The 26126-nt window shown below is 63.4% G+C and carries 26 protein-coding genes; 9 read left to right on the top strand and 17 right to left on the bottom strand.

Annotated features, from left to right (window positions below; all coding sequences use genetic code 11):
• Positions 1-52 precede the first annotated feature (52 nt).
• Complete coding sequence (gene rpsB, locus CL52_RS12780) at positions 53-793, bottom strand: 30S ribosomal protein S2 (RefSeq protein WP_041104470.1); 741 nt, start codon at positions 791-793, stop codon at positions 53-55.
• A gap of 261 nt (positions 794-1054) precedes the next feature.
• Here rpsB and map point away from each other — a divergent pair, with 261 nt between their 5' ends.
• Positions 1055-1837 carry a type I methionyl aminopeptidase gene (gene map / locus CL52_RS12785; protein WP_041104468.1) on the top strand — a complete coding sequence of 261 codons (783 nt, stop codon included), beginning with the start codon at positions 1055-1057 and terminating at the stop codon, positions 1835-1837.
• 42 nt (positions 1838-1879) lie between these two features.
• Entirely contained in the window at positions 1880-4582 is a 2703-nt protein-coding gene (locus CL52_RS12790) for a [protein-PII] uridylyltransferase (protein ID WP_041104466.1), read from the top strand.
• Positions 4583-4598: 16 nt separating this feature from the next.
• Here the strand turns inward: CL52_RS12790 and CL52_RS12795 are convergent, their stop codons facing one another.
• The 7 genes from CL52_RS12795 to CL52_RS12825 all read right to left on the bottom strand — a co-directional run bounded on the left by CL52_RS12795 (position 4599) and on the right by CL52_RS12825 (position 10961).
• Positions 4599-4928 carry a Na+/H+ antiporter subunit G gene (locus CL52_RS12795; RefSeq protein WP_043221062.1) on the bottom strand — a complete coding sequence of 110 codons (330 nt, stop codon included), beginning with the start codon at positions 4926-4928 and terminating at the stop codon, positions 4599-4601.
• Positions 4929-4938: 10 nt separating this feature from the next.
• On the bottom strand, positions 4939-5208 hold the full coding sequence (locus CL52_RS12800) for a K+/H+ antiporter subunit F (protein ID WP_041104462.1): 270 nt from the start codon (positions 5206-5208) through the stop codon (positions 4939-4941).
• A complete protein-coding gene (locus tag CL52_RS12805) occupies positions 5193-5690 on the bottom strand; it encodes a Na+/H+ antiporter subunit E (RefSeq protein ID WP_043221064.1) in 498 nt (165 codons plus the stop codon). Before CL52_RS12805 ends, CL52_RS12800 begins: the two co-directional genes overlap by 16 nt.
• Entirely contained in the window at positions 5687-7186 is a 1500-nt protein-coding gene (locus CL52_RS12810) for a monovalent cation/H+ antiporter subunit D (RefSeq protein ID WP_043221067.1), read from the bottom strand. The genes CL52_RS12805 and CL52_RS12810 overlap by 4 nt, the downstream gene beginning before the upstream one ends.
• Positions 7183-7512, bottom strand: coding sequence for a Na+/H+ antiporter subunit C (locus tag CL52_RS12815; RefSeq protein WP_043221069.1), 330 nt, complete (start codon positions 7510-7512; stop codon positions 7183-7185). The genes CL52_RS12810 and CL52_RS12815 overlap by 4 nt, the downstream gene beginning before the upstream one ends.
• Positions 7512-10304 (bottom strand): monovalent cation/H+ antiporter subunit A, encoded by a 2793-nt coding sequence (locus tag CL52_RS12820; protein WP_043221071.1) that lies wholly within the window; start codon positions 10302-10304, stop codon positions 7512-7514. Before CL52_RS12820 ends, CL52_RS12815 begins: the two co-directional genes overlap by 1 nt.
• A 195-nt stretch (positions 10305-10499) precedes the next feature.
• Positions 10500-10961, bottom strand: coding sequence for an outer membrane lipoprotein (locus CL52_RS12825; RefSeq protein ID WP_043221073.1), 462 nt, complete (start codon positions 10959-10961; stop codon positions 10500-10502).
• Between the two features lie 139 nt (positions 10962-11100).
• On the opposite strand from CL52_RS12825, the gene CL52_RS12830 reads away from it, so the two are divergent.
• The gene (locus CL52_RS12830; protein WP_041104450.1) at positions 11101-11337 is read left to right on the top strand and encodes a hypothetical protein; all 237 of its coding nucleotides are present in this window, start codon (positions 11101-11103) and stop codon (positions 11335-11337) included.
• 55 nt (positions 11338-11392) lie between these two features.
• On the opposite strand, the gene pdxH is transcribed toward CL52_RS12830, so the two are convergent.
• The 4 genes from pdxH to dinG all read right to left on the bottom strand — a co-directional run bounded on the left by pdxH (position 11393) and on the right by dinG (position 16374).
• On the bottom strand, positions 11393-12040 hold the full coding sequence (pdxH, locus tag CL52_RS12835) for a pyridoxamine 5'-phosphate oxidase (RefSeq protein WP_041104448.1): 648 nt from the start codon (positions 12038-12040) through the stop codon (positions 11393-11395).
• A 175-nt stretch (positions 12041-12215) separates the two neighbouring features.
• A complete protein-coding gene (locus CL52_RS12840) occupies positions 12216-12860 on the bottom strand; it encodes an OmpA family protein (protein ID WP_041104446.1) in 645 nt (214 codons plus the stop codon).
• Between the two features lie 124 nt (positions 12861-12984).
• Positions 12985-14133, bottom strand: coding sequence for an EstA family serine hydrolase (locus CL52_RS12845; RefSeq protein ID WP_043221076.1), 1149 nt, complete (start codon positions 14131-14133; stop codon positions 12985-12987).
• 96 nt (positions 14134-14229) lie between these two features.
• Positions 14230-16374: an ATP-dependent DNA helicase DinG gene (dinG, locus tag CL52_RS12850; RefSeq protein WP_043221080.1), complete on the bottom strand. Its 2145-nt coding sequence runs from the start codon at positions 16372-16374 to the stop codon at positions 14230-14232.
• Positions 16375-16457: 83 nt separating this feature from the next.
• Here dinG and CL52_RS12855 point away from each other — a divergent pair, with 83 nt between their 5' ends.
• Entirely contained in the window at positions 16458-16922 is a 465-nt protein-coding gene (locus CL52_RS12855) for a CopD family protein (RefSeq protein ID WP_041104440.1), read from the top strand.
• A 51-nt stretch (positions 16923-16973) separates the two neighbouring features.
• Here the strand turns inward: CL52_RS12855 and CL52_RS21635 are convergent, their stop codons facing one another.
• Complete coding sequence (locus CL52_RS21635) at positions 16974-17612, bottom strand: OmpA family protein (protein WP_479685647.1); 639 nt, start codon at positions 17610-17612, stop codon at positions 16974-16976.
• Positions 17613-17739: 127 nt separating this feature from the next.
• Here CL52_RS21635 and CL52_RS12865 point away from each other — a divergent pair, with 127 nt between their 5' ends.
• On the top strand, positions 17740-18234 hold the full coding sequence (locus tag CL52_RS12865; protein ID WP_043221084.1) for a DUF6231 family protein: 495 nt from the start codon (positions 17740-17742) through the stop codon (positions 18232-18234).
• Between the two features lie 2 nt (positions 18235-18236).
• Positions 18237-18725, top strand: a complete 489-nt coding sequence (locus CL52_RS12870; RefSeq protein ID WP_043221086.1) for a YchJ family protein — start codon at positions 18237-18239, stop codon at positions 18723-18725.
• Between the two features lie 49 nt (positions 18726-18774).
• On the opposite strand, the gene fpr is transcribed toward CL52_RS12870, so the two are convergent.
• Positions 18775-19551 (bottom strand): ferredoxin-NADP reductase, encoded by a 777-nt coding sequence (gene fpr, locus CL52_RS12875; RefSeq protein ID WP_041104433.1) that lies wholly within the window; start codon positions 19549-19551, stop codon positions 18775-18777.
• A gap of 119 nt (positions 19552-19670) precedes the next feature.
• Here fpr and CL52_RS12880 point away from each other — a divergent pair, with 119 nt between their 5' ends.
• Positions 19671-20597, top strand: coding sequence for a LysR family transcriptional regulator (locus tag CL52_RS12880; protein WP_043221088.1), 927 nt, complete (start codon positions 19671-19673; stop codon positions 20595-20597).
• A 12-nt stretch (positions 20598-20609) separates the two neighbouring features.
• On the opposite strand, the gene erdR is transcribed toward CL52_RS12880, so the two are convergent.
• Complete coding sequence (gene erdR / locus CL52_RS12885) at positions 20610-21260, bottom strand: response regulator transcription factor ErdR (protein WP_041104429.1); 651 nt, start codon at positions 21258-21260, stop codon at positions 20610-20612.
• Positions 21261-21496: 236 nt separating this feature from the next.
• Here erdR and CL52_RS12890 point away from each other — a divergent pair, with 236 nt between their 5' ends.
• A complete protein-coding gene (locus tag CL52_RS12890; protein WP_043221090.1) occupies positions 21497-22405 on the top strand; it encodes a DMT family transporter in 909 nt (302 codons plus the stop codon).
• A 1-nt stretch (position 22406) separates the two neighbouring features.
• Here CL52_RS12890 and CL52_RS12895 read toward each other — a convergent pair whose 3' ends face one another.
• The gene (locus CL52_RS12895; protein WP_041104425.1) at positions 22407-23117 is read right to left on the bottom strand and encodes a tRNA-uridine aminocarboxypropyltransferase; all 711 of its coding nucleotides are present in this window, start codon (positions 23115-23117) and stop codon (positions 22407-22409) included.
• Between the two features lie 119 nt (positions 23118-23236).
• On the opposite strand from CL52_RS12895, the gene CL52_RS12900 reads away from it, so the two are divergent.
• Positions 23237-23635, top strand: a complete 399-nt coding sequence (locus CL52_RS12900; RefSeq protein ID WP_082041989.1) for a quorum-sensing-regulated virulence factor family protein — start codon at positions 23237-23239, stop codon at positions 23633-23635.
• A gap of 19 nt (positions 23636-23654) precedes the next feature.
• On the opposite strand, the gene CL52_RS12905 is transcribed toward CL52_RS12900, so the two are convergent.
• Positions 23655-26060, bottom strand: coding sequence for a phosphoketolase family protein (locus CL52_RS12905; protein ID WP_041104422.1), 2406 nt, complete (start codon positions 26058-26060; stop codon positions 23655-23657).
• Positions 26061-26126 lie beyond the last annotated feature (66 nt).

Here is a 26126-nt window from a genome sequence, read left to right on the forward strand (position 1 = left end):
GGGGGCCTAGCCCCCTTCTTGTCCATCGGGTCTCACGCTAAGGCGCGACGGCTCAGCCCTGAGCAGCCTCGGAGGCCACTTCCTCGACGAACTCGTCGGCACCGCCAGCGGTGGCCTGACGGCCGCGCAGCACGGCGTCAGCCATGGAGCTCAGGTAAAGCTGCACGGCGCGGATGGCGTCGTCGTTACCCGGGATGATGTAGTCGACACCTTCGGGGCTGCTGTTGGTATCGACAATGCCGATCACCGGAATGCCCAACTTGTTGGCTTCGGAAATCGCGATGCGCTCATGCTCAACGTCGACGACGAACATGGCGTCCGGCAGGCCGCCCATATCCTTGATACCGCCCAGGCTGCGCTCGAGCTTTTCGAGATCGCGCGAGCGCATCAGCGCTTCTTTCTTGGTCAGCTTGTCGAAAGTACCATCCTGCGACTGGGTTTCCAGTTCGCGCAGACGCTTGATCGAAGCACGAATGGTCTTGTAGTTGGTCAGCATGCCACCCAACCAGCGGTGGTCGACGTACGGCTGGCCGCAGCGAGCGGCTTCTTCGCGAACGATCTTGCCGGCGGAACGCTTGGTACCGACGAACAGGATCTTGTTCTTGCCAGCTGCCAGCTTTTCAACGAAACGCAGCGCGTCGTTGAACATCGGCAGGGTCTTTTCCAGGTTGATGATGTGAATCTTGTTGCGCGCGCCGAAAATGTACTTGTTCATTTTCGGGTTCCAGTAACGGGTCTGGTGGCCGAAGTGCACACCGGCCTTCAGCATATCGCGCATGGTGACTTGAGACATGATTTGTCCTCGAATAGTCGGGTTAGGCCTCCACACGTCCCGCTATCCAACTCTTGCGAGCACCCAGGATAGGCGTGTCGACGCGTGTGTGGGTTAAGCCCACCGGGTGGTCCCCCGCTGAGCGGCGCGTTTTATAGCACAGTCGCCTTCTGCAGGCTAGCACGCCGACGCAGGACGGCGATTTCTGCAGTCCATTCTGCTTTCGTTTATCATCGCCGCTTCCGATTTTTGCCTTGCGCCGGTGGGCGCCCGAGGGTTTGCATGACTGTCACCATCAAGACGCCCGAAGACATCGAGAAAATGCGCATCGCCGGCCGTCTGGCCGCCGAAGTCCTGGAAATGATCGAGGCGCACGTGAAGCCGGGCGTGACGACCGAAGAGCTCGACCGCCTCTGCCACGACTACATCGTCAACGAACAGCAAGCCATCCCGGCACCGCTCAACTACAAGGGCTTTCCGAAGTCGATCTGCACGTCGATCAACCATGTCGTCTGCCATGGCATCCCGAACGACAAGCCGCTGAAGGATGGCGACATCCTCAACATCGACATTACCGTCATCAAGGACGGCTATCACGGCGACACGAGCAAGATGTTCATCGTCGGCAAGGCGGCCGAATGGGCCGAGCGCCTGTGCAAGGTCACCCAGGAGTGCCTGTATAAAGGGATCGAATTGGTTCGTCCGGGCGCTCGTCTGGGTGACATCGGCGAGGTGATCCAGAAGCACGCCGAGAAGAACGGCTTCTCGGTCGTACGCGAATACTGCGGCCACGGGATCGGCAAGGTCTTCCACGAAGAGCCGCAGGTGCTGCATTACGGTCGCGCTGGCACCGGGCTAGAACTGAAAGAAGGCATGACCTTCACCATCGAGCCGATGATCAACCAGGGTCGCGCCGAAACCCGCCTGCTCGGCGACGGCTGGACCGCGATCACCAAGGACCGCAAGCTTTCGGCGCAGTGGGAACACACCATCCTCGTCACCGCGGACGGCTACGAGATCCTCACGCTACGTAGCGACGACACCATTCCACGCGTTCCGGCCTGACCTTAGCCGCCACCCTGCCCTGGCCCAGACAGAGGATCTCGCATGCCCCAAGTGGACCCCGAGCTGTTCGATCTCAGCCAGTTCCAGGCAGAGCTGGCGCTCAAGGCCAGCCCCATCCCGGCATATAAGAAGGCCATTCGCCAGGCGCGCGAAGTGCTCGACAAGCGTTTTCTCGCCGGCCGCGACATCCGCCGCCTGATCGAAGATCGCGCCTGGTTCGTCGATCAGATCCTGCGCGCCGCCTGGAAGCGCTTCGACTGGGACAAGGGCGCGGATATCGCGCTGGTCGCCGTCGGCGGCTATGGCCGCGGTGAGCTGCACCCCTTCTCCGACATCGATTTGCTGATCCTGCTCGACGGGGACGACCACGAGCTGTTTCGCGACGCGATCGAGGGTTTTCTCACCCTTCTCTGGGACATTGGCCTTGAGGTTGGCCAAAGCGTCCGCTCGGTGGCCGAATGCGCCGAGGAGGCCCGTGCGGACCTGACCATCATCACCAACCTTATGGAGAGCCGGACCATCGCCGGCCCCGAGCAGCTTCGCCAGCGCATGCTGCAGGTGACCAGCCCTGCCGAAATGTGGCCGAGCAAGGAGTTCTTCCTCGCCAAGCGCAACGAGCAGCGGCAGCGCCATTCCAAGTACAACAACACCGAATACAACCTGGAGCCCAACGTCAAACGCTCCCCCGGCGGACTGCGAGACATCCAGACGATCCTCTGGATCGCCCGGCGCCAGTTCGGCACCCTGAATCTACAGGCCGTGGTCGATCAGGGCTTTCTCACCGAGGGCGAATACCAGCTACTGGTATCGGCCCAGGAGTTCCTGTGGAAGGTCCGCTACGGTCTGCACCTGCTGGCAGGGCGCGCCGAGGACCGGCTGCTGTTCGATCACCAGCGCAAGCTGGCGGCCCTGCTCGGCTACGAAGACAACGACGCCAAGCTGGCCATCGAGCGCTTCATGCAGAAGTATTACCGGGTCGTCATGAGCATCGCCGAGCTGAGCGACCTGGTGGGCCAGCACTTCGCCGAGGTCATTCTCTGGGAAGGCGACTCCGGCCCGAGCATTCCGCTCAACAGCCGATTCCTGGTGCGCGACGGGTATCTGGAAGTCAGCCATCCCTCGATCTTCAAGCGCACCCCGTTCGCGATCATGGAAACCTTCGTGCTGCTTGCCCAGCACCCGGAGATCGAAGGCGTCAGGGCGACGACGATTCGCCTGCTACGTGATCACCGCTACCTGATCGATGACGATTTTCGCTGTGATATCCGCAACACCAGCCTGTTCATCGAACTGTTCAAGTGCAAGGAAGGCATTCACCGCAACCTGCGACGCATGAATCGCTACGGCATCCTCGGTCGCTACCTGCCGGAGTTCGGTCACATCGTCGGGCAGATGCAGCACGACCTCTTTCACATCTATACGGTCGATGCGCACACGCTGAACGTCATCAAATACCTGCGCAAGCTCACCAAACCGGGAGTCGCAGAGAAGTACCCACTGGCGAGCAAGCTGGTCGAGCGACTACCCAAGCCGGAACTCATCTACATTGCCGGCCTGTATCACGACATCGCCAAGGGGCGCGGTGGCGACCATTCCGAGCTGGGCGCCGTCGACGCCGAGCAGTTCTGCAGCCGCCACAAGCTGCCCGCCTGGGACACGCGACTGGTGGTCTGGCTGGTACAGAACCATCTGGTGATGTCGACCACCGCGCAGCGCAAGGACCTTTCCGACCCCCAGGTCATCAATGATTTCGCACAGATCGTCGGCGACGAGACACATCTGGACTATCTCTATGTGCTGACGGTCGCCGACATCAACGCGACCAACCCGACGCTGTGGAACTCCTGGCGCGCCAGCCTGCTCCGCCAGCTGTATACGGAAACCAAACGCGCGCTCCGGCGTGGCCTGGAGAACCCGCTGGGGCGCGAAGAACAGATCCGCCAGAGCCAGCGCGCCGCGCTGGATACCCTGGTACGCAACGGCACCGACCCGGACGATGCAGAGCAGCTCTGGGCGCAACTGGGCGACGACTACTTTCTGCGTCACACCGCCAGCGATATCGCCTGGCACACCGAGGCAATCATCGACCACCCGAGCGATGGCGGCCCGCTGGTACTGATCAAGGAAACCACCCAGCGGGAGTTCGAAGGCGGCACGCAGATCTTCATCTACGCGCCGGACCAGCACGACTTCTTCGCGGTAACCGTGGCGGCAATGGACCAGCTCAACCTGAATATCCACGACGCCCGGATCATCACCTCCACCAGCCAGTTCACCCTCGACACCTACATCGTGCTCGACGCCGATGGCACGCCGATCGGCGATAACCCGGAGCGCATCGAAGAAATCCGCCAGGGCCTGATCGACGCCCTGCGCAACCCCGACGAGTACCTGACCATCATTCAGCGTCGCGTTCCTCGGCAGCTCAAGCACTTCGCCTTCGCGCCGCAGGTAACGATCCTCAACGACACCCAGCGCCCCCAGACCATCATCGAGATCATCGCGCCGGACCGCCCAGGCCTGCTGGCGCGTGTCGGTCAGCTGTTCCTGGCGTTCGATCTGTCCGTCCAGAACGCCAAGATCGCCACGCTTGGCGAGCGGGTCGAGGACGTGTTTTTCGTGACCACCGAAGACAACCAGCCGCTGTCCGACCCGGAACTCTGTGCGCGCCTGCAACAGGCGCTGGTCGATCAACTGCAGCAGGACAACCAGCAGCAGATCTCTCCTAGCTCCATCGAATTCTGAGCCACGGCTCGCCGGTTCAGTCCCAGGGCTTGCCCTGGGTTCGCTCGGTGCGATCGAGCTTCTGCTGCATCGCGGCCTTGGCCAGCATGTGTGCACTGACCGGCGCGGTGAGCAGGAGGAACAGGATGATCAGTACCTCGTGCAGGCTGATACTGCCCCGCTGCACACCGAAGAAAATGCCCGATGCCACGACGATGCCGCCGACCCCCAGCGTGGTGGCCTTGGTTGGCCCGTGCAGACGCGTATAGAAATCGGGTAAACGATAGAGCCCGATCGCACCGATCAGGGCAAACAGGCTGCCGCCGAGCAAAAAAAGACTGATGACGATTTCCAACCAGAGCGGCATGTTCTAAACCTCAGTCGATGATATCGCCGTGAAGCAAGTGCTTGGCCACTGCCACGGTACTGACGAAGCCCATCACGGCTATCAGCAGCGCGGCCTCGAAGAAGATGTCCGAAGCCAGCCACACACCGAACAGGATGATCAGGGCCAGACCGTTAATGTAGAGCGTGTCGAGCGCCAGGATGCGGTCCGGCATGTCCGGCCCCTGAATCAACCGCAGCATGTTGAGCACGACCGCGATGCTGAGCAGCACGAAGCACAGCGGAATCACATACGCGAGCATTCGAATATCTCCAGCAGCGGGGCTTCGTAACGCGTCTTTACCTGCTCGACGATTTCGTCGGGATTCGGAGCGTCGAGCACGTGCAGCAGCAGCACCCGGCGATCAGGGCTGAGGCCGGCCGAGACTGTCCCGGGCGTAAGCGAGACGATGCTGGTCAGCACGGCGAGGACGAACTCATCGCCGATGTCCATCGGCACCTCGACGAACGCCGGATGCAGACGATTCTTCGGCCCGAGCACCAGCTTGGCGACGTGCAGGTTCGCCATCACGATATCGCCTACCACTCGCCCGACGAAGCGCAGCAGGCACAACGGCCGACGCACCGCTGGCACCGGAACGAGGAAGCCGTTAGCGAGCAGCGGAATCGCCCAGCCGAGAAACAGCGCCAGCAAAAGCTGGCCGAACGACCACGTATTGGCCAGTAGCAACCACAGCAGCGCCAGCAGCAAGGTCAGCGCCGGATTGGGCAGCCATCGTTTCATGCCTGCGCCCCCCGGATGATTGCAAGATAGGGCCCGAGTTCGAGCAGCTGCGCCGCGGTTGCCTGTAGATAGCCGATGATGGGCTGAGCGAAAACCACTAGCGCGACACTCCCCGCCAACAACCCGCACGTCGCCAGCAGACGGACACCATCGGCCGTTGCCCCGGCCGGCTCACCGCTGCCGCGCCAGAAAACCAGGCTTCCCGAGCGGCTGAGCGCAATCAGCATACCCAGCCCACCGATCAGCAGCACCGGCCAGAACATCAGGGCCGAAGGGCCCGGCGGCACAGCCCGGAGCAGCATCAACTTGCCGAAAAAGCCGGAAAACGGTGGCAGCCCCACCACCGAGATCGCGCCGATGAAAAACAGCACACCGAGTAGCAGCGGTTGGCGCAATGCGGGGCCTGGAATCAGTTCGCCCCCCACGTTGCCGCGCTGCCGCGCGACCAGGTCGGCGAGCAGAAACAGCCCGCCGCTGACGAGCGTGGTGTGCAGCAGGTAATAGAGGGCAGCGCTCAAGCCGGCTTCGCTACCGAAGGCCAGGCCAGCCAGCAGGGTTCCCACCGAGACAATCACCAGATAGCCCAGCGTGGTCTGCAGATTGCGACTGGCGAGCGCTCCCAGCACGCCTGCCAGCAGAGTCACGAGGGCGAGCGGCCACAGCCAGTCAGCGACCATGTTCGCCAGCGGACCGGCCTCACTGCCATAGATCAGCGAGAAGACCCGGAGGATGGCATACAGCCCCACCTTGGTCATGATCGCGAACAGTGCCGCCACCGGCGCCGTCGCTGCTGCGTAGGCCCGTGGCAGCCAGAAGTGCAGCGGCAAGATGGCGGCCTTCAGGGCGAATACCACGAGCAGCAGATAGCCGGCCGCGGCGACCAGAGGCGCCAGGGCTTCATCCATCTCGGCGACACGCAGCGCCAGGTCGGCCATGTTCAACGTGCCGAGCACCCCGTAAAGCAGGCTGACGCCGATCAGAAACAGCGCCGAGCCCAGCAGGTTCAGCACAACGTAATGGATACCCGAGCGAACCCGCCGCTGTCCGTGGCCATGCAGCAGCAAGGCATAGGAGGAGATCAGCAGGATCTCGAAGAACACGAAAAGGTTGAACAGGTCGCCCGTCAGAAAGGCGCCGTTAATGCCGAGCAGCTGAAACTGATAGAGCGCATGGAAGTTCGGCCCGCGTTCGTCATCGCCGCGGCAGGCGTACAGCAGGGAAAGACTGGCGAGCACGGCGGTCAGCAGCAGCAGCATCGCGCTCAGCCGATCGAGCAACAGGATGATGCCAAACGGTGGCTGCCAGTTGCCCAGCGCGTAGAGACGCAGCTCGCCATCGCCCGCCAGCACGACCAGCCAAGCCGCCAAAGGCACCAGCAGCGCTGCCGCCAGCACCGACAGCCCGCGTTTGGCGGCCAGCGGCATGCGGTGCGCCAGCAACAACAGCGCACCGGTAAACAGCGGCAACAGGATGGGGAAAATCAACGCGTGAGTCATTCGCGCGACTCCCGCCCGTCGACATGATCGGTTCCGAGCTCACCGATACCGCGCAGCGCCAGCACCACCACGAAGGCGGTCATGGCGAAACCGATGACGATCGCCGTCAGGACCAAGGCCTGCGGCAATGGATCGACATAATCCTTGCTCTGGCCGATCACCGCCGGCGCGCCGGTCACCAGGCGCCCCATGGAAAAGATGAACAGATTGACCGCATAGGAAATCAGCGTAAGGCCAACCACGACCGGAAAGATGCGCGCGCGCAACAGCAGATACACCCCGCTGAACACCATGACGCCAAGTGTCACAGCCAGCACCGCCTCCATTACAACACCTCCTTGCAGGTCGCATCCTGGCTGACATGTCCGATGTTGGAGAGCATCAGCAAGGTGGCGCCGACAACCACGAGATACACGCCCAGATCGAACAGCATCGCCGTGGCCAGTTCGACATCGCCGATCAGCGGGATATGGAAGTGGCCGAAGGCCGAGGTCAGAAACGGATAACCGAGCGCCAGACTGCCAAGCCCGGTAAACCCGGCGATCAACAGGCCGGCCCCACAGACCAGGTGGTAGCTCACCGGCTGCCGCTCCTGGGCCCAAGCAACGCCGTGGGCGATGTACTGCAGAATCAGCGCTACCGCCGTGATCAGGCCGGCAATGAAGCCACCACCCGGCAGGTTGTGCCCACGCAGGAAGATGAACACCGAGACCATCAGCGCCATCGGCAGCAACGCCCTGGCCAGCACGTAAAGGATCATTGGGTGGCGATCGGCCGACCAGAAGCGACCGACATAGTCACGGCGCGGCGGCGCCAGGCGCAACCCATGCAAAAGCCCGAAGATGCCGATCGCGGCGATCGCCAGCACGGTGATTTCGCCGAGCGTATCGAAGCCACGGAAGTCCACCAGAATCACGTTGACGACGTTCTTACCCCCGCCACCGGAAACGCTGTTTTCCAGGAAGAACGAGGCGATGCTGTCGTATGGCCGGGTCAGCGCAGCAAACGTCAACAAGGCGATGGCGACGCCGCAACCACCCGCAATGAGCACGTCTCGGAACATCCGCAAGCTACTCGACTCGGCTGGCGTATGCGCTGGCATGAACAGAAGGGCGAGCACCAGCAGGATGATGGACACCACCTCGACCGACAGCTGAGTGAGCGCAAGATCGGGGGCGGAATAGCGGGCGAAGGCCAACGAAACCAGCAAGCCGACCGTACTGAGCATCATCAGCGAAACCAACCGGCGCCGGTGATAGACGACCGTCAACAGCGCGGCCAGCGCCAGCAGCGTCATGCCGCCGACCGTCACAGCATCGAGCGGAGTGAGCGCGACCGGCCCCTCCAGCGGCGCCAGCGGCGTCAACGCATAGATCACCAGGACCAGAACGGCCACCAGCATCAGCAGGAGGTAACGCTGCAGCGAACCGCCGTCCACCAGGGCGTCCAGCCGCCGCACCGTCTCGGTAAGTGCCTTCATCATGCGTTCGAAGACCAGCACCGAATCGATGCTTGGCAGGCCTTCGTACCAGCTGAACAGCCATCTGCGCGTCGCATAGATACCCAGCCCGCCGGCGAGTGCTACAAAGCTCATCAGCAGCGGCAGGTTGAAGCCATGCCAGATCGACAGGCTGTACGCCGGCACGTCGCCATTGAGCGTGGCACCGACCGCCGCGGCGAGCAGCGAGGCGACCGTATAGCCCGGCAACATGCCGACTACCAGACACAGCAGCACCAGGACTTCCACCGGGATCTTCATGTAGCGCGCCGGCTCGTGAGGCGGGTACTTCGGCAGGTCGATCGGCTCGCCGTTGAAGAACACGTCGTGAATGAAGCGTACCGAATAGGCGACCGAGAAGGCCCCGGCAACGGTCGCAAGGACCGGAATGGTCCAGTAGAAGCTGCCCAACAGGTGCTGCTCGAGCGTCTCGGCGAAAAACATTTCCTTGCTGAGAAAACCGTTCAGCAGCGGCACGCCGGCCATCGCCAGCGAAGCGACCATGGCGAGCGCCGCGGTATGCGGCATGTATTTCCACATGCCGTTGATCCTGCGCATGTCCCGCGTACCGGTCTCGTGATCGATGATGCCGGCGGCCATGAACAGCGAGGCCTTGAATGTGGCGTGGTTGATGATATGGAACACCGCCGCCACGGCAGCAACGCGCGAATCAAGGCCGAAGAGCAGCGTAATGAGGCCCAGGTGACTGATGGTCGAGTAGGCCAGCAGCCCCTTGAGATCGTGCTGGAACAGTGCCATCACGGCGCCGATCAGCAGGGTCGCCAGCCCCGTCAGGCTGACCATGTAGAACCACCACTCCGACTCCGACAGGGCCGGGTACAGGCGGGCCAGCAGAAATACGCCGGCCTTGACCATCGTCGCCGAATGCAGGAACGCCGACACCGGCGTCGGCGCGGCCATCGCCTGTGGCAACCAGAAGTGGAAGGGAAACTGCGCCGACTTGGTGAACACGCCGAGCAAGACGAGCACCAGCGTCAGTGGATACAGCGCGTGCGCGCGGATCTGATCGCCTGCCGTGATCACCTTGCTCAGTTCGAAGCTGCCGACGATATGGCCAAGCAGCAGAATGCCGGCCAGGAGCGCCAGGCCTCCTCCGCCGGTGATGGCCAGTGCCATCCGAGCACCGCGCCGGGCGTCGGCGCGATGGTTCCAGTAGCCGATCAGCAAGAACGATGAAAGGCTGGTCAGCTCCCAGAACATCAGCATCAGCAGCAGGTTCTCGGAAAGCACCACGCCCAGCATCGAGCCCATGAACAGCAGGAAGAAGCCGAAGAAACGTCCCATCGGGTCTTTCTTCGACAGGTAATAGCGCGCGTAGAGAATCACCAGCAGGCCGATGCCGAGAATCAGCAGGGCGAACAGAAAGCCCAGGCCATCGAGGCGTAGCGCCAGATCGAGCCCGAGGTCGGGCAGCCAGCCCTGCCGGGCGATCAGGACTTCCCCGGCGAATACCGACTCACGCTGCGCGAGCAGGATCGACAGGGCAGCCAAAGGCGCCACGCCCGCGCCGAAGGCACAGGCCGATCGGCCGAATCGCTCAAGCAGTAGCGGCAGGAAGATCCCCGCAAACGGCAGAGCAATGATCAGCGCAAGCGCCATGAGCGAGCCCCCTTAAGCACCCCAAGCGGGTGGCGATGCAGTTCCAGATAAGTCAACCCGACATGCCGGTCATCATGAATGGGCAGCCGATTATCCATATCGGAGACCGCAGCGCCACGCGTGGATATATTTCTAAAAGCTATTGGGCCGGCCGCCAACTTGCTCGGCAACTTGCACCACGGGGTACCCGTTGCGTCAGGGGGCGACGCGACTGGTACCGCTAACGGTCAGAATGCGCACCCGCTGCCCCACGCGGAACACCTGGTTCGGCTCCACCTCTTGAACATAGGCGCGGGTGGTGCCGTCATCCTCACGGACCGTGATCTCGACGCCCTGGGCTCGGGTGATCCCCTCTTCCGCAGCGGCGCCGAGCATCCCGCCAGCCACCGCACCGATCACCGCTGCGACCGCACTACCGCGGCCGCCGCCGACACCGCTGCCGGCCACGCCACCTACGATGGCACCGGCGCCGGAGCCGATCGGCGTCTTGGTACCTTCGATCTTCACCGGCCGCAGCGACTCGATGGTGCCATAGCGAACCGTTTGAACCGCGCGCGCCTCGTCGCGCGAGTAGGTATCCCCCGTGAGGCTGGATGCACAACCGCTAACCGCAAGCGCGACGGCCGTGAACGAAGCAAGCAGAATCGAATGGCGCATGGAGAACCTCCTGACGGACGATTTGAACCGCTACCGCGACGAGCAGCGGGCTGGCTGTTAGCCGCATGGTACATGGCGGCCTGCGTCTGTACCCTACGCAAGCCCAGAATCTCTCCCGATGACTGCAATAGACACTGACATGGATTATTTCATCATAGCCATCACCACGATTGCCGGCTTGGCCTTCCACGCCTGGCTTTTCGTTCGTTTTCGTCGATGGGCTGATCGCGACCTGGCGCTCTCGATCGCCGGAAGCGACCCCGACAGGCGCAGCTGGATGCTGGATAGATTGGCCGACGCCAAGGCGCAGAAGGTTCGCCGCGGCGACTTGCAGGCTTGGCTGGAGCGCAAGGCGCTGGAATACCCGGGGCATTGACCGGGCGTGTACGGAGGCGGCCCGCCCGTCAACTGATGCGCGGGCCCGGAAGAAATCAGGGGGCCAATCGCTGGCGGTCCCAACCGCCAGCCTCGAGGCGGTAGTCGAGGCGGTCATGCAGACGGCTGGCCCGGCCCTGCCAGAATTCCATGCGCTCGGGCAGCAAGCGGTAGCCGCCCCAGTGCGGCGGGCAGTGCGGAGCCTTGTCGAGAAAGCGCTGCTCGGTTTCGGCCAACAGCCGCTCGAGCTCCGCACGATCGCGAATGACCTGACTCTGCGGTGAAGCCCAGGCACCAAGCCGGCTGCCCAACGGCCGAACGTGGAAATAGGCATCGGACTCCTCAGCCGAGACCTTTTCGACGCGGCCTTCGATACGGACCTGCCGTTCGAGGGCAGGCCAGAAGAACGTCATCGCCGCAAACGGACTGTGCGCCAACTGAGCGCCCTTGGCACTGTCGTAGTTGGTGAAGAAGGTAAAACCGCGCTCGTCCAGCGCCTTCAGCAGCAGCACGCGACAGTGCGGCCGCCCCTGCTCGTCGACGGTGGCGAAGGACATGGCGTTAGGTTCGACCGGCGCTTGCTCGGTCTGCACGGCCTGCTCGAACCACTGATGGAACAGCACGAACGGGTCCTGCGGCGCATTGGCCTCGCTCAGCCCGTCACGGGTGTAGTCACGGCGCATATCGGCCAGGGACTTGATCATCGAATGCTCCTTGTACGGTGCCGACCGGCGCAGCACAGCGCGCTGCTCCGAAGGCCTCTTGCCACGATTAGGGCTGCCTAGCTTATCCGCAGCAGGCGGCCTCGCGCTTGATTCAAGGCAAAACGAAACGGGCCCTGCACGGGCCCGTTTCGTTTTGAGCGATCCACCAAGGCGCTCAGTCCTTTTTCGCAGCCTTGTCGTCGACCTTCGCGACCGCCACCTGAGCAGCCGGCGCCGGCAGACTGTAGCGTGCCAGCAGCGCGAGCATACTGGCCTGGGGCGCGAGCACCATCTCGACCCGCCGATTCAGCGCACGTCCTTCCTGGCTATCGTTCGCAGCGCGAGGCATGTCCGAACCCAGCCCGCGTATGCGCAGCCGGTCATGCTTCAGCCCGCTCAGGCGGAAGATCGCCGCAACGGCGCTGGCCCGGTCACGACTGATGGTTCGGTTGATGTCCTGGGAGCCGGTACTGTCGGCATGACCAAGCACCATCACCGCGGTCTTCTCGTCATCCTCAACCAGCTTGGCTACTCGGCTGATCGGGCCGAGCGTGACCGGCAGCAACATCCCCGGGCGATCCGGATTGAATGACGAATCGACCGGCGCGGTAACCACCAACACCTCGTCGCGACGTTCCACCTCGAAGCGACTGTCCTTCAGCGCATCGCGCAGGCGCGCCTCGTACGCATCCATCCATGCCGCATCGACCTTGACGGTAGCCGGAGCAGCCGCTGTTTCTGCGGGCTTCTCTTCATTCGAACTGCAGCCGGCAAGGGCCAGCAAGACGATCAGGGCAGCAGCGCTTTTCGGCAGAATCATGGACGCTTCCATCAGGCTTGGTGCGGCAACTGGAGCAGCCACCGCAGGTGTTCAGACAGGTGTTCAAATTGTGGACGCAAGTGCCTCTTCTGCAAAGCATCCACGTTTCAAAGTGACGAGCGGTTCAAGCCAGGCAGGCCGTCGCGCATCGCGCCAGCGCCTGTGCCCGAGGATCCATCAGCACGTAGGGGCCGAGTGTATTGGTGACGAAGCCGAAAGCAAGCTCACGCTCAGGGTCGGCGAAGCCGACACTGCCGCCGGCACCCGGGTGCCCGAACGCACGCGGGCCCGCACCAAAGGTGGCGTTGCTCACCGCCGGCTGGTCGAGCCAGCAACCGAGGCCGAAGCGCGTCTGCGCGAGCAGCGTCCGATCGACGCCCAAGCTGTGCTCGCGGGTCATCTCGTCGACCAGCGCGCCGTCCAGCAGGCGCCCGTCCAACAGACCGGCATAAAAACCAGCCAGCGACCGCGCATGACCATGGCCATTGGCAGCAGGCTGAGCCATACGTCGCCATTCGGACTTGTTGCCGCTGGTCATGATCGATGGCGGATTGGTAAAGGCCAACGCACTGATGGACTCCGGCTCGCCCAGCGTCGCGCGGAACAGCCGCTGCGCCGCCGCATCGCCGAATTCGTTCTTCGCACGGGTCAGGTAAGCCACTCGATGAAACTCGCGATCATCGAGGCCAACGTGGAAGTCCAGCCCTAACGGGGTGGCGGCGCGCGAAACGATCGAGGCGCCCGGTTCGCGTCCATCCACCCTTCGCAGCAGCTCGCCAACCAGCCAGCCGTAGGTGATGGCCGCATAACCTTGATCCGTTCCCGGCGTCCACCAAGGCGCCTGCTCAGCGAGCGCAGCCGTCATTGCCGCCCAGTCGTACAGCGCCTCCGGTGGCAAAGGCCGACGGATGGCTGGCAACCCCGCGCGATGACAGAGCAACTGGCGCAGCGTGATAGCGGCCTTGCCGGCTGCAGCGAACTCGGGCCAGTAACGGGCGACAGGCGCATCAAGCTCCAACTTGCCTTCGGCCACCAGCTGCAGTGCGGCAACGGCGGTGAACGCCTTGGTGCAAGAAAACAGATTGACCAAGGTGTCATCCTGCCAGGCCTGTTCCCCGGCGTTGTCGGCCACTCCGGCCCAGAGATCGACAACCGTTTCGCCACCGACCTGGATACAGAGCGCTGCGCCGCGTGTCTGGGTTGTGGAGAAGAGTTCGGCGAAGCCGTCCCGGACAGCCTCGAAGCGCAGGTCGAAATAGCCTTGTATCTGCACGCGTGATCCTCCTGGCGATCGGTTTCAGGCACTGTTCCAGCGTATTCCAGCCAGGCAAGCCGCATTCGCCCGGCGAATGGCCAGGTCTGGGGCGAACTATTGGATTTCCCGGCGGAAAGGTGGCAGCGCGTTGAGAATGGCCTTGCCGTAACGCTGCGTCACCACCCGGCGATCGAGCAGCGTGATGGTGCCCCTATCCTGCTCGGTGCGCAGCAACCGGCCACACGCCTGCACCAATCGCAGCGAGGCGTCGGGCACGGCGATCTCCATGAAGGGATTACCGCCGCGCGCCTCGATCCATTCGGCCAGCGCAGCCTCGACCGGATCATCCGGTACGGCAAAGGGAATCTTGGCAATCACCACGTGCTCGCAGTAGGCCCCGGGCAGATCCACCCCCTCGGCGAAACTGGCCAGACCGAAGAGCACGCTCGGCTCGCCGCCATCGACCCGCGCCTTGTGCTTGTTGAGTGTTTCCTGCTTGGACAGGTTGCCCTGGATCAGCACACGCCGACGCCAGTCGCGCTCAAGGCCATCGAACACGTCCTGCATCTGTTTGCGTGACGAAAACAGCACCAGCGTACCGCGCGAACCTTCGACCAGCGCCGGCAGCTCGCGGACTATCGCGGCGGTATGCGCTGCCGCGTCACGCGGATCGGCACGCAAATCCGGTACGCGCAACACACCGGCATCGGCATGATGGAAAGGGCTCGGCACCACGGCGGTGACCGTGGCTTTCGGCAGGCCGGCGCGCATACGGTAGCGATCGAAGCTGTTCAGCGCGGTCAGCGTCGCTGAAGTAACCAGCGCGCCATAGGCCACGTTCCAGAGATTGCGGCGCAACGTCTCGGCCGCGAGGATCGGGCTGGCGTTGACCTCGATATCGAACAGCGCCCCGCCCTCGGCCAGCGTCAGCCAACGCGCCATCGGCGGACTGTCCTCGGCGTCCTGTGCGGTGAATGCCAGCCAGAGGTCCCAGTTGCCTTGCGCGCGCGTCAGCAGGCTCCCGAACAGGGGATACCATTCCTCGGCCTGGTGACTGGCAATCCCCGTCGAACCCTCACCATCCATCGCCTCCTTGAGCACTTCGGCGATGCGCGTGAACAGATCGGTCAGCTTGGCGAAGCCTTTCTTCAGCTCACTGCCGAGTTCGACCAGATGCTCGGGCACGACACCCCCAACGAAGCGATGCCGCGGCCGTTCGCGCCCTTCCATGTCCTCGCCGGCCCGGAAGTCGGCGACCTGCTCGCAGGCGCTGAACATGAACTGCTGCTGTGCACGCAGGTCACGAGCGATTTCCGGCACCGCCTCGACCAGACGGCCCAACTCACCGGGCAACGGATGCTGCGCGAGCAGCTTGGTCAGGTTCTTGTCGATCTGTGCCAGCCAATCGGCGGTCGAGCGCAAACGGGTGAAGTGGGCGAAATGGCCGATCGCCTTGTCCGGCAGATGGTGGCCTTCGTCGAAGACGTACAAGGTCTCACGTGGATCGGGCAGCACGGCGCCCCCACCTAGCGCCAGGTCGGCCAACACCATGTCGTGGTTGGTGACGATGACATCGACCTTGGTCATCCCCTCGCGGGCGCGGTAGAACGCGCACTGCTGGAAGTTCGGGCAATGCCGCCCGGTGCATTGGCTGTGGTCGGTGGTCAGGCGCGCCCAGTCGCCATCATCGAGTTCCTCCGGCCAGCTGTCCCGGTCGCCATCCCAGCGATTGCCGGCCAGGCGCTCGATCATCGAGGTGTACAGCTTCTGACTGCGCTCATCGACATCGATGGCGAAGCCCTCTTCCTGAAACAACTGAGCTGTCGCGTTTTGCGCCTGCCCCTCCTGAAGCAACAGGTCGAGGCGTGACAGGCACAGGTAGCGGCCACGCCCCTTGGCCAGTGCGAAGCTGAAGTTCAGCCCGCTGTTGCGCATCAGATCGGGCAAGTCCTTGTGAACGATCTGCTCCTGCAGGGCCACCGTAGCCGTGGCGATCACCAGCCGCTTGCCGGCGGCCTTGGCCGTGGGAATGGCCGAGATGCTGTATGCCACGGTCTTGCCCGTCCCCGTACCCGCCTCGACGGCCACCACGGCCGGCTCGCTGCTGCGCCGTCCCTCGTCGTCGGCCTGGATGGTGCCCAGCACCTTCGTCACCTCGGCGATCATCAGCCGCTGGCCATAGCGCGGTTTGAGCTGCTTGGCCTCGAGGAAGCGACTGTAGGCGCCCTGGATCTGGGACTTGAGTTCGGTGCTGAGCATGGGCGGGACTGTATATATTTTCAGGTGTTTCGCAGGGCGGCTATGATAACGCGCCCCGCCCTGATCGCCAGTGGAGATTTCCCATGCCTTTCGTCGCCCTGCCCTATGCCCTCCATGTCCTGGCCGCCGTGATCTGGGTCGGAGGGATGTTTTTCGCCTGGATGGTGTTGCGCCCCGCTGCGGGCAGTGCGCTACAGCCAGCCGAGCGGCTGCGCCTGTGGAGCGAGGTATTGCGCCGGTTCTTTGCCTGGGTCTGGGTCGCGTTACTAGTCCTGGCGCTCAGCGGCGTTGCGCTGTGGCATCTGCGTTTCGGGGCGATGGAAGCGGCGCCACGCTATGTGCATCTGATGGCAGGAGCCTTTCTGGCGATGCTGGCCATATTTCTGCGCCTCCAGTTATTGCTTCTGCCGGCGCTCAACCGTGCGGTCGAAAGCCAGGCCTGGGCCGATGGCGGCCAGGTACTCGCGCGGATTCGCCGCCTGGTGGGCATCAACCTGTTGCTCGGCCTGGCTACCGTTGTGATCGCCAGCACCCGACTGTCGTTTTGAAGGCAATGAAAAGCCGGGCACTGGGCCCGGCTTGGAAGAGGCTGCTGCGCGTTACTCCGGACGCGCCTCGACTTCGGCTTCTACGCGACGGTTGATTGCACGGCCTTCCTCGGTCGAGTTGTCGGCGACCGGACGGGACTCACCGTAGCCGACCGAATCAACCCGGCTGCCGGCCACTCCGTACTGGTTGACCAGCACCTCACGCACGGCCTGCGCGCGACGCTCCGACAGCCGCTGGTTGTAGGCATCGGTACCCACCGAGTCGGTGTGACCCTCGAGCACCGTGGTGGTCTGCTGATACTGCTTCATGAAATCAGCCAGGTTCTCGATGTCGTTGTAGCTTTCGGGCCGCACAACCGCGCGGTCGAAGTCGAACTTGACGTCCAGCTCAACACGGACCGGCTCGGCCGCGGGCTCTGGCTCGGTCGGCTCGGGCATCGGCTCGACGGTTTCGACCACGGCGACGGTCTGCTCTTCCGTACCGTTGGCCCAGCAGTAGGCTGCAGCGACACCGCCACCGATCAATGCGCCCCAACCGGCATAGGTGGAGCTTTCGATAGCACCAAGGGCCGCACCGCTCACACCGCCGACTGCGGCACAGGTGGGCCAGTCCTGCTTCTGCACACCGGCACAACCGGCCAGAACGCTAGTCATGACAATCAAGGGTACAGCTGTCCGTAAAGTACTCATCGATCAAATCTCCACTTTGGGTTCTTCCAGGTGCCGCACTCGTGGTCGCTCGGCGGCCCGGTTTTATTCAGACTAGGTGCTCATAACAAAGCGCGCTAGTCTCTTGCCACTGCGAGAGGAATCTGGATTGACCCTACATCAACCCCCCACACCACAGCAGGCCCTCGCGGCCCTGCTCGAACAGCACTGCCCCGACCGAATCCTGCTGGTCAGCCGCAGCGCCCAGCCTGCCATCGAAGCCTACGCCGCCAGCCACCCCGAGGTTCGCGTGGATCACTGCGAGCCCCCCGCTCTTCCCACTGAAATGGCCACGCAACGTTACGATATGGCCATCGTGGTGGACTGCCTCGAGCACCTGCCCAGGCACAACGGCCGCCAATTGCTTGGCGGCCTGCGCAACCTGAACAGCAATCGCCTGGCGGTGCTGGTCGACCTCGCCGTAGCCGACTGGCAACTGACCGACTTCTATGCATTGGCATTGCAAGTCAGCCAGCGCTTTCAGCGCGACGAACAGACCTTGACACTCCTGAGCTACGACCTGTTCGAATACAAGCAGGTTCCAAACTGGCTGAACGCCAAGTTCTGGGCCAACCCGCAGAACTTCGGCAAATACTGGTGGTGAACATGCAGGCAAGCGATCAAGCCGGGTCGATCAGTTGCCCCTGCGGCAGCGGAGACGAGCTGGCATTGTGCTGTGGCCACTATCACGCCGGGACGCCCGCGCCCAGCGCCGAGCGACTGATGCGTTCGCGCTACAGCGCCTACGTGCTGGGCCTGATCGGCTATCTGAAGGCGACAACGCTGCCTGTCCAGCAGGCGGCACTCGACCTCGAGAGCATGCGGCAATGGAGCGCAAACAGTATCTGGCTGGGGCTGGAAATCGAGCAGAGCACCGTGCTCGGCGGCAAGCCGGAGCATGCACTGGTGAGCTTTATCGCGCGCTGGCACGACGGCGAAGGGGACCACGCTCATCACGAGCGCTCGGCGTTCGCACAGCGCAATGGCCGCTGGTACTTCATCGATCCGACGGTTCCGCTGAAGGCAGGCCGCAACGACCCCTGCCCTTGCGAGAGCGGGGAGAAATTCAAGAAGTGCTGCGCGCCCTTTATCTGAAAACGAAACGAGCGGCCGAAGCCGCTCGCTGTGTGCACCCGAGTCGACGCTACTTTTCCACGAACGCCCGCTCGATCAGGTAATCGCCAGGCTCGCCCATGCGAGGCGAAACCTTCAAGCCGAAGCTGTCGAGCACTTCGCTGGTTTCGTCGAGCATGCTCGGGCTGCCGCAAATCATCGCGCGGTCGTCCTGCGGATTGATCGGCGGCAGGCCAATATCGCTGAACAGCTTGCCACTGCGCATCAGGTCGGTCAGCCGGCCCTGATTCTCGAACGGCTCGCGGGTGACGGTGGGGTAATAGATAAGCTTCTCGCGCACCGCGTCACCGAAGAACTCGTTCTGCGGCAACAGCTCGGTGATGAACTCCCGGTAGGCCACCTCGTTGACGTAGCGCACGCCGTGCACCAGTACGACTTTCTCGAAGCGCTCGTAGGTTTCCGGATCCTGGATGACGCTCATGAACGGAGCGAGGCCCGTCCCGGTGCTCAACAGATACAGGTGCTTGCCCGGCAGCAGGTCGCCAAGGATAAGCGTGCCGGTAGGCTTGCGGCTGACCATCAGCGAGTCGCCTTCCTGCAAATGCTGCAAACGCGAGGTCAGCGGACCATCCGGCACCTTGATGCTGAAGAACTCGAGGTGTTCTTCGTAGTTCGGACTGGCGATGCTGTAGGCGCGCATCAGCGGCCGGCCTTCGACCTCGAGCCCAATCATCACGAACTGGCCGTTCTCGAAGCGCAGGCCGGGATTGCGCGTGGTCTTGAAGCTGAACAACGTGTCGTTCCAATGATGCACACTGAGAACACGCTCAACGTTCAGATTGCTCATGCTTGCCTATTCCTCTTGAGACCCAACAGGCACCTGGTGCCCTTTGGACCGGCAGTGTATAGATGCTCAACTTATCTGTTAATTAAATATTAAAGATATCAGTTATCAGTTATATAGATATGCATTTCACACTCAGACAACTCGAAGTCTTCGCCGCAGTGGCGCGTCAGGAAAGCGTGTCCCGGGCCGCGGCCAGCCTGTCGCTATCACAATCGGCAACCAGCACATCGCTGGCGGAATTGGAGCGGCAGTCAGGCTGCCGACTGTTCGACCGCGCCGGAAAGCGGCTGTGCCTCAACTCGCTGGGACACCAATTGCTGCCCCAGGCGGTCGCCCTGCTGGACCAGGCGCGCGAAATCGAAGACCTGCTCAACGGGAAAAGCGGCTTCGGCTCACTCGCGGTCGGCGCCACGCTGACCATTGGCAACTACCTGGCCACCCTGCTGATCGGGCGCTTCATGCAGCGCCACCCCGAGTGCCGGGTGAAGCTGCGCGTGCACAACACCGCGCACATCGTGCAGCAGATCGCACATCACGAACTTGATCTGGGTCTGATCGAAGGCAGCTGCCAGCAGCCGGAACTCATCGTGCAACCCTGGATCGCCGACGAGTTGACCGTGTTCTGCGCGCCGCAGCACCCCCTGGCCAGACGCGATGCGGTCGGGCTCGACGAGCTTGCCCGGCAGGCCTGGATTCTTCGTGAGCAGGGTTCGGGGACTCGGCTGACGTTCGATCATGCGATGCGTCATCTTTCCGGCCGGTTGAATGTGCGGCTGGAGCTGGAGCACACCGAGGCGATCAAGCGCGCGGTCGAGTCCGGCCTGGGCATCGGCTGTATCTCGCGCCTGGCGCTGCGCGACGCCTTTCGGCGCGGCAGCCTGGTGCCTGTCGCCACGCCAGAGCTCGATCTGAGCCGCCAGTTCAACTTCATCTGGCATTCACAGAAGTACCAGACGGCCGCGATGCGCGAGTTCATCGAACTGTGCCAACAACTCACGCAAGGCGTCCAGCGAAGCGACCAGATCGACCTGCCGCCGATCGCCTGATGGCGTTTTTGGTCAGGCAGTCGGAATGGAGCCCATCTGCTGCAGCAGCAACGCGGCCTGAGTGCGCGTGCGAACGCCGAGCTTGCGGAAGATGGCCGTCACGTGTGCCTTGATGGTCGCCTCGGAAACGTTCAGCTCGTAGGCGATCTGCTTGTTCAGCAAGCCATCACAGACCATCGTGAGAACCCGGAATTGTTGCGGTGTCAGGCTGGCCAGCCCTGCACTCGCCGCCTTGGCTTCGGCACTGACGCCGGCCTCCTCCTGAATGTTCGCCGGCCACCAGACATCGCCGTCGAGCACGGCGCGAACAGCTTCTTGAATGGTCTCGAGCGAACTGGACTTCGGGATGAAGCCGCTGGCACCGAACTCGCGCGAGCGGGCCACCACCGCGGCATCCTCCTGCGCGGAGATCATCACGACCGGCAGATGGGGATATTGTCCACGCAGCAGCACCAGACCGGAAAAGCCATAGGCGCCCGGCATGTTCAGATCCAGCAGAACAAGATCCCAGTCGCTCCCTTGCGTCAGGCAGGTTTCCAGCTCGGCAATACTGGCCGCTTCGACGAGCCGGACGTTCTCCCCCAGCCCCATGGTCAGCGCCTGCTGGAGCGCACTACGAAACAGCGGATGATCATCGGCAATGATTATTTGATAAGCAGCCATGGCAGACCTGTATTTTTTATTGGCGCTTCATCACCGACCCGATCGGCTTACCGAACTGAGGCGGCGCCCTCCCGAGTAAACGGGAAATATGCCGATGACCGCTGTGGTCCGACATATCGGCTTCGATTGCCCGCTACAACAATCTAGCCGCGCAAGCATGCCGACACGGGAATAAGTGGTCAAGCGCAGCGCTTTGTAGCAAAGTCTGCGCTTTTTTTGCGCCAAGCGAGCCAATCATGCGTAGCCAAGCCCTCCGCGCCGACGTCCTCATGCTGATCACCGCAATGATCTGGGGAACGGCGTTCGTTGCGCAGCGAATCGGAATGGACAATATCGGACCGTTTCTCTTCACCGGACTGCGTTTCGCCCTCGGCGCGCTTGCCTTGCTGCCCCTGGTGATCTGGCGGGGACGGCACGAGGCGCGCTACGAACCTTTCCTGCAGAAGGGCGTGCTGCTCGGCGGATTCGCCATGGGGTTGGCGCTCACCATTGGCATCAACCTGCAGCAGGTCGGCCTGCTGTTCACCAGCGTCACCAATTCCGGATTCATCACCGGCCTGTACGTGATCGTCGTCCCCCTGCTGGGCCTGGTGGTCGGCAATCGAACCGGGCTGGGCACCTGGCTGGGTGCGATCCTCGCCGTGGTCGGCATGGCCCTGCTGAGCATCGGCGAAGACTTTCAGGTCGCTTCCGGGGACTGGCTGCAACTGGCCGGCGCGTTCATCTGGGGCATCCACGTGCTGCTGGTGGGCTTTTTCGTCAGCCGGCACGATGCCATCCGCCTGGCGTTCCTGCAGTTCGCCACCTGCGCCGTGGTCAGCCTGATGCTCGCGGCCGCGTTCGAAACGACGACCCTGCAGGCCGTCTGGCTGGCGGCCCCGGCATTGATCTATGGTGGACTGGTCGCCGTGGCGGTCGGTTATACGCTACAGGTCGTCGCGCAAAAGCATGCCATCGCCTCGCACGCCGCCATCATTCTTTCGCTAGAAGCCGTATTTGCCGCGATTGCCGGCGCGCTGATCCTGGGCGAGAGCCTCAGCCTGCGAGGCTATCTGGGCTGCGCAATGATGTTCGCCGGCATGCTGATCGCACAGCTCTGGCCGCAGCGACGCAACGTCACCGTAAAAGCGTCGAGCGCCGCGTGAATCAGCGCAATGCGGCCAGGCGACGATGGCGTTCGTCGTTGCAGTCCAGGGCCCGGTGGTGCTTGGCGGCCAGATAGTGCTCGCTGAACAGGTCCAGCCAGTCATCCAGCGCTGTCGCCGCCTGCTGCTCACCTGCCAGCTCGAGACAGAGTGCGGCCACCTCAGCGGTACACAAATGCTCACCCCGGCAGGAGCGACGCAGGCCATACCGCGATAGCTGGTCGGGACGCAGGCCGAGCACTGGCAACCCGTCGAGATAGGGACTCTTGCGGAACATCTTGCGCGCCTGGGTCCAGGTCGCATCGAGCACCACGAACAGCGGCCGGCGTTGCGAGGCCACAGGCACCTCGTCGATGACCCGCGAGGGTTCGGCATATTCGCCCGGGAACACCACAACCGGCTGCCATTGCGGGTCGGCCAGCAACGCCAGCAATCGTTCATCGACTGCCGTTCGATCCCAACCGAAGGCATGGGTGCGTTGCACGACATCGGCGATCAGCCAACCCGTGTTGCTTGGTTTGAGCGGCTCGATATCATGCATGAGCAAACAGAACCCCGCGCGCGTCTCCACGCTTGGCTGCCAGGCGCACAGGCAATGCGTGGCCGCGACACGACAACGATCGCAGCGCGGCATGCGCGATCCGCGCGCCACGAAGGGTTTCAGGCTGCGCGCCAGGCGCTCCTCTCGAAGTTGGGCAACGGCGTGTGACATCGGCATTTCTGGGCTGTACGAAGGCGCGGCAGTCTAGCAGCCTCCGCGGCCGGGTGGCGCTACGGTTGAACGGCGCGTCGCGCAGCCGGTCGAACCTGCGCAAGCCACAGGAGACCGCTATGTACCGTCTAGTCGCCGTGCTGATGCTCGGCCTGGCGCCTGCCTTCGCCGGCGCCGCATCGCTCAAGGAGCAGCAGCTGGACCAGCTGCTCGATGACGTCGCGCGCAAGAGCAGCGTCGGCACCCCGAGAGCCATCAACGAAGACATTCTCGACCGGGGTTACTCGGTCGATGGCCACACGCTCGTGAACCATCTGAGCGTGCAGCCCCGCCATGCCGCGCAGATGCGCGACAACCCGGCGAAGGTCCGCGAGCAGCTCGCGGCCAGCGTCTGCAATAACGATGGGCTGCGAGCGCTGCTCAGCCGGGGCGCGACGCTGCGCTTCGAGTTCAGCGAGTACCAGAGCGATCGGCCTATCACCAGCGAACGCTACGATGCCGGAGACTGCGGTCTCTAGTCGCCCGATAGCACCCGCACTAGCGCAAGGCCTCCGGGTCGCCCTTGCCGGCCAGCGCAGCGGCCTCCTCGCGCGTTAACAGCGCAGTGCGCGGTACGTTGCGCAGACGCGCACAGGCCGCCAACACGTTGGCCCAACAGGCCCTGTTGGCGAACTGCATGCCGAACTCATCCAGCGTACCGCCACGATTGCGATAGCCGAGCACCGAACTGCGCCGCGCATCCGGCAGGATCGGCCAGAGGTGGCCACGCGCCACCTCAGGCCGCATGTGCGTCAGCAACACGCGCATCTCCATCTGATCCGGGAACAGTCGCGCGGCGACCGCTTCGTCGATGTGTGCCTCCACTTCCCAGTGGTCGCGCGGCGCGCGGAAGCGCCCCGGCTCCTGCAAATAGACCAGGCGATACGCACAATCGGCTTCTCGCAGGCGCTCGGCGGCGCGCAGCATTTCGCCGAGCTGGTAGCTGCCATTGGCAATCAGCAACAACGCTTCTTCACCGGGGAAGTCCTCGACCACAATGGCCCCATCGCGCGCGAGCTGCTCGGCCTGCTGCGCATCGAAATAGCGCGGCCTCTCCCGCTTGGGCATGACCATGCAGGCGAGCGTGCCGCGTGCCTGATAGATACTCGGCAGCAGGGCCAGCGCGCTGTTGTGGTCAGCAGGAAAGACCACCCGAACCATGTCGCTCATCTCGCCGAGCAGCGCTTCGCAGAAGGTCGTGTCCTGATGCGACTGCTGGTTCTTGCCATTCTCCCAGGTGTGCGAGGTTGCGATCAGCGGCCAGCCCAGCCAGCCCGCAGGTCGGCCGACCTCTTTCTGCTGTCGCGCAAAGATGATCGCCTGCCGCACGGCGCCGAGCATTTTCACGCAGAAGGCTTCGTAACTGGCGACCAGGTTCAACCCACCCTGGTTGGCCAGGCAGGCCGATACCACGGCCTCTTCGTTCAGCGCTGTGATGATGCGCCCGTCAATGGCTTCCAGGTCGCTTTCCGGCTCGTTGACCCGGTGCTTCAGCACCTTGAGCACTTCACCCAGGCGGTTGCTGGCCAGCTCGTCCGGATTACCGACGCGCGGGCGCAGCTGCGGATTGGCTGCGGTGAGATCGACGAAGAAACGATCGACCGCCGTCATCGGCGAACAGGCATCGTCGCGATAGGCCAGCGTCGGCAACCTGGGCGATGCCGGGCAACGCAGCGCCAGAGGGTTGTCGCGCTCCAACGGCCGCCCCCGACGATGCTGGCCAAAGGTGGCCAGGGCGTCCTGCAATGTGTCTTGGGGAACGAACAGCTGTGCGCTGTGCTGATTGAACAGCTGGCGGGCCTGCTCGTCGTCTCGCGGGTTGGCCGGCAGCGGCAGGTTGTGCGCCGCATTGCTGCCCGCTCCGTAGAAGCCGAAGCCCTTTTGCGTCTGGGCGATGCCGTAGGGGATCGGCAGTGGATAGCGCAGGATGCCGCGCTGTTTTTCATCGACCCGATGGCTCAGGCGCATTTCCATCTCCCAGAGCGTCGCGATGAACGCGGCCGGGTCGGTGCCATCGAACAGGATCGGGTCAAAGCCGCAATGGCTCAGGTGCTGACGGAAGCCTTCCAGCCCTTCGTGGGTACCCAGCTGCGTACGCTGCTCGATCCGCCGTCCATTGGCGATCATCACCGGCAGCGCCACGCCGCAATCCTCGGCGCGCCACCAGCGCGGAATCCAGTCACTACCGCGCTGTTCCTCGGCCGCCCCATCGGAGAGAAACGCCACCAGCGTCTCGCCTGGCAGCGGCATGTGCGCATACTCCAGTTCGGCGAAGCCGAGATAGCCGCCTTCGGCAATGCCACCTGCGGTATGCGGATTGACGTGGCTGCCCAAGGGCGCGAGCGGGCTGCCATCGCTGGCCAGACGGTAGCCATAGAAATCCTGCAGCAGGCGATTGAGCCCTTCCTCGCCGCCACCGTAGGCCTGCGCCTGTTCCGGATGCAGGTTATCGGTCAGGACATTGAGGGCCTCGATCGCTGCCACGCAGTGCCCCTGCCCCATCATCCACGCACGGGTCTTGCCGGTCAGCGCATTCAGGCCGAGATAACCGGCGTAGGCCGGCACCATGTTCAGCGCGCCCCCGGTATGCCCTTCAGGCCGGGGCTTGAAGTCTTCGGCGGCGAGCGCCGAACCATCCAGCCGGACGCGCTCGGCGTAGGTCATGTGCACCACCAGCCACAAGCCCGCGCTCGCGATTCGATCGATCGCCTGCAGCAGCCGGTAGACGGCGGCCAGGTCCGCCTGATGCCCCGCCTGAACCAGCTGGTGCGCCAGCCGAAACACCGCCGCCTGGGTCTCCAGCTTGTGCTCGAACGGCCCATAACCCTGGCGCCAGCTGGCGAACTCCGGTTGCGCCTGGGCGTGTTGTTCCAGTTCTGCAAGGCTGGGCAATAGCTGGCTCATGGGTCACTCCGTCGCTTGAGGTTGTGCGATAGTCTAGCCAGTACCTGCCGGATGCTCGCTGACGTG

It is taken from the genome of Stutzerimonas balearica DSM 6083, from assembly GCF_000818015.1.
In the GTDB taxonomy this organism is placed as follows: domain Bacteria; phylum Pseudomonadota; class Gammaproteobacteria; order Pseudomonadales; family Pseudomonadaceae; genus Stutzerimonas; species Stutzerimonas balearica.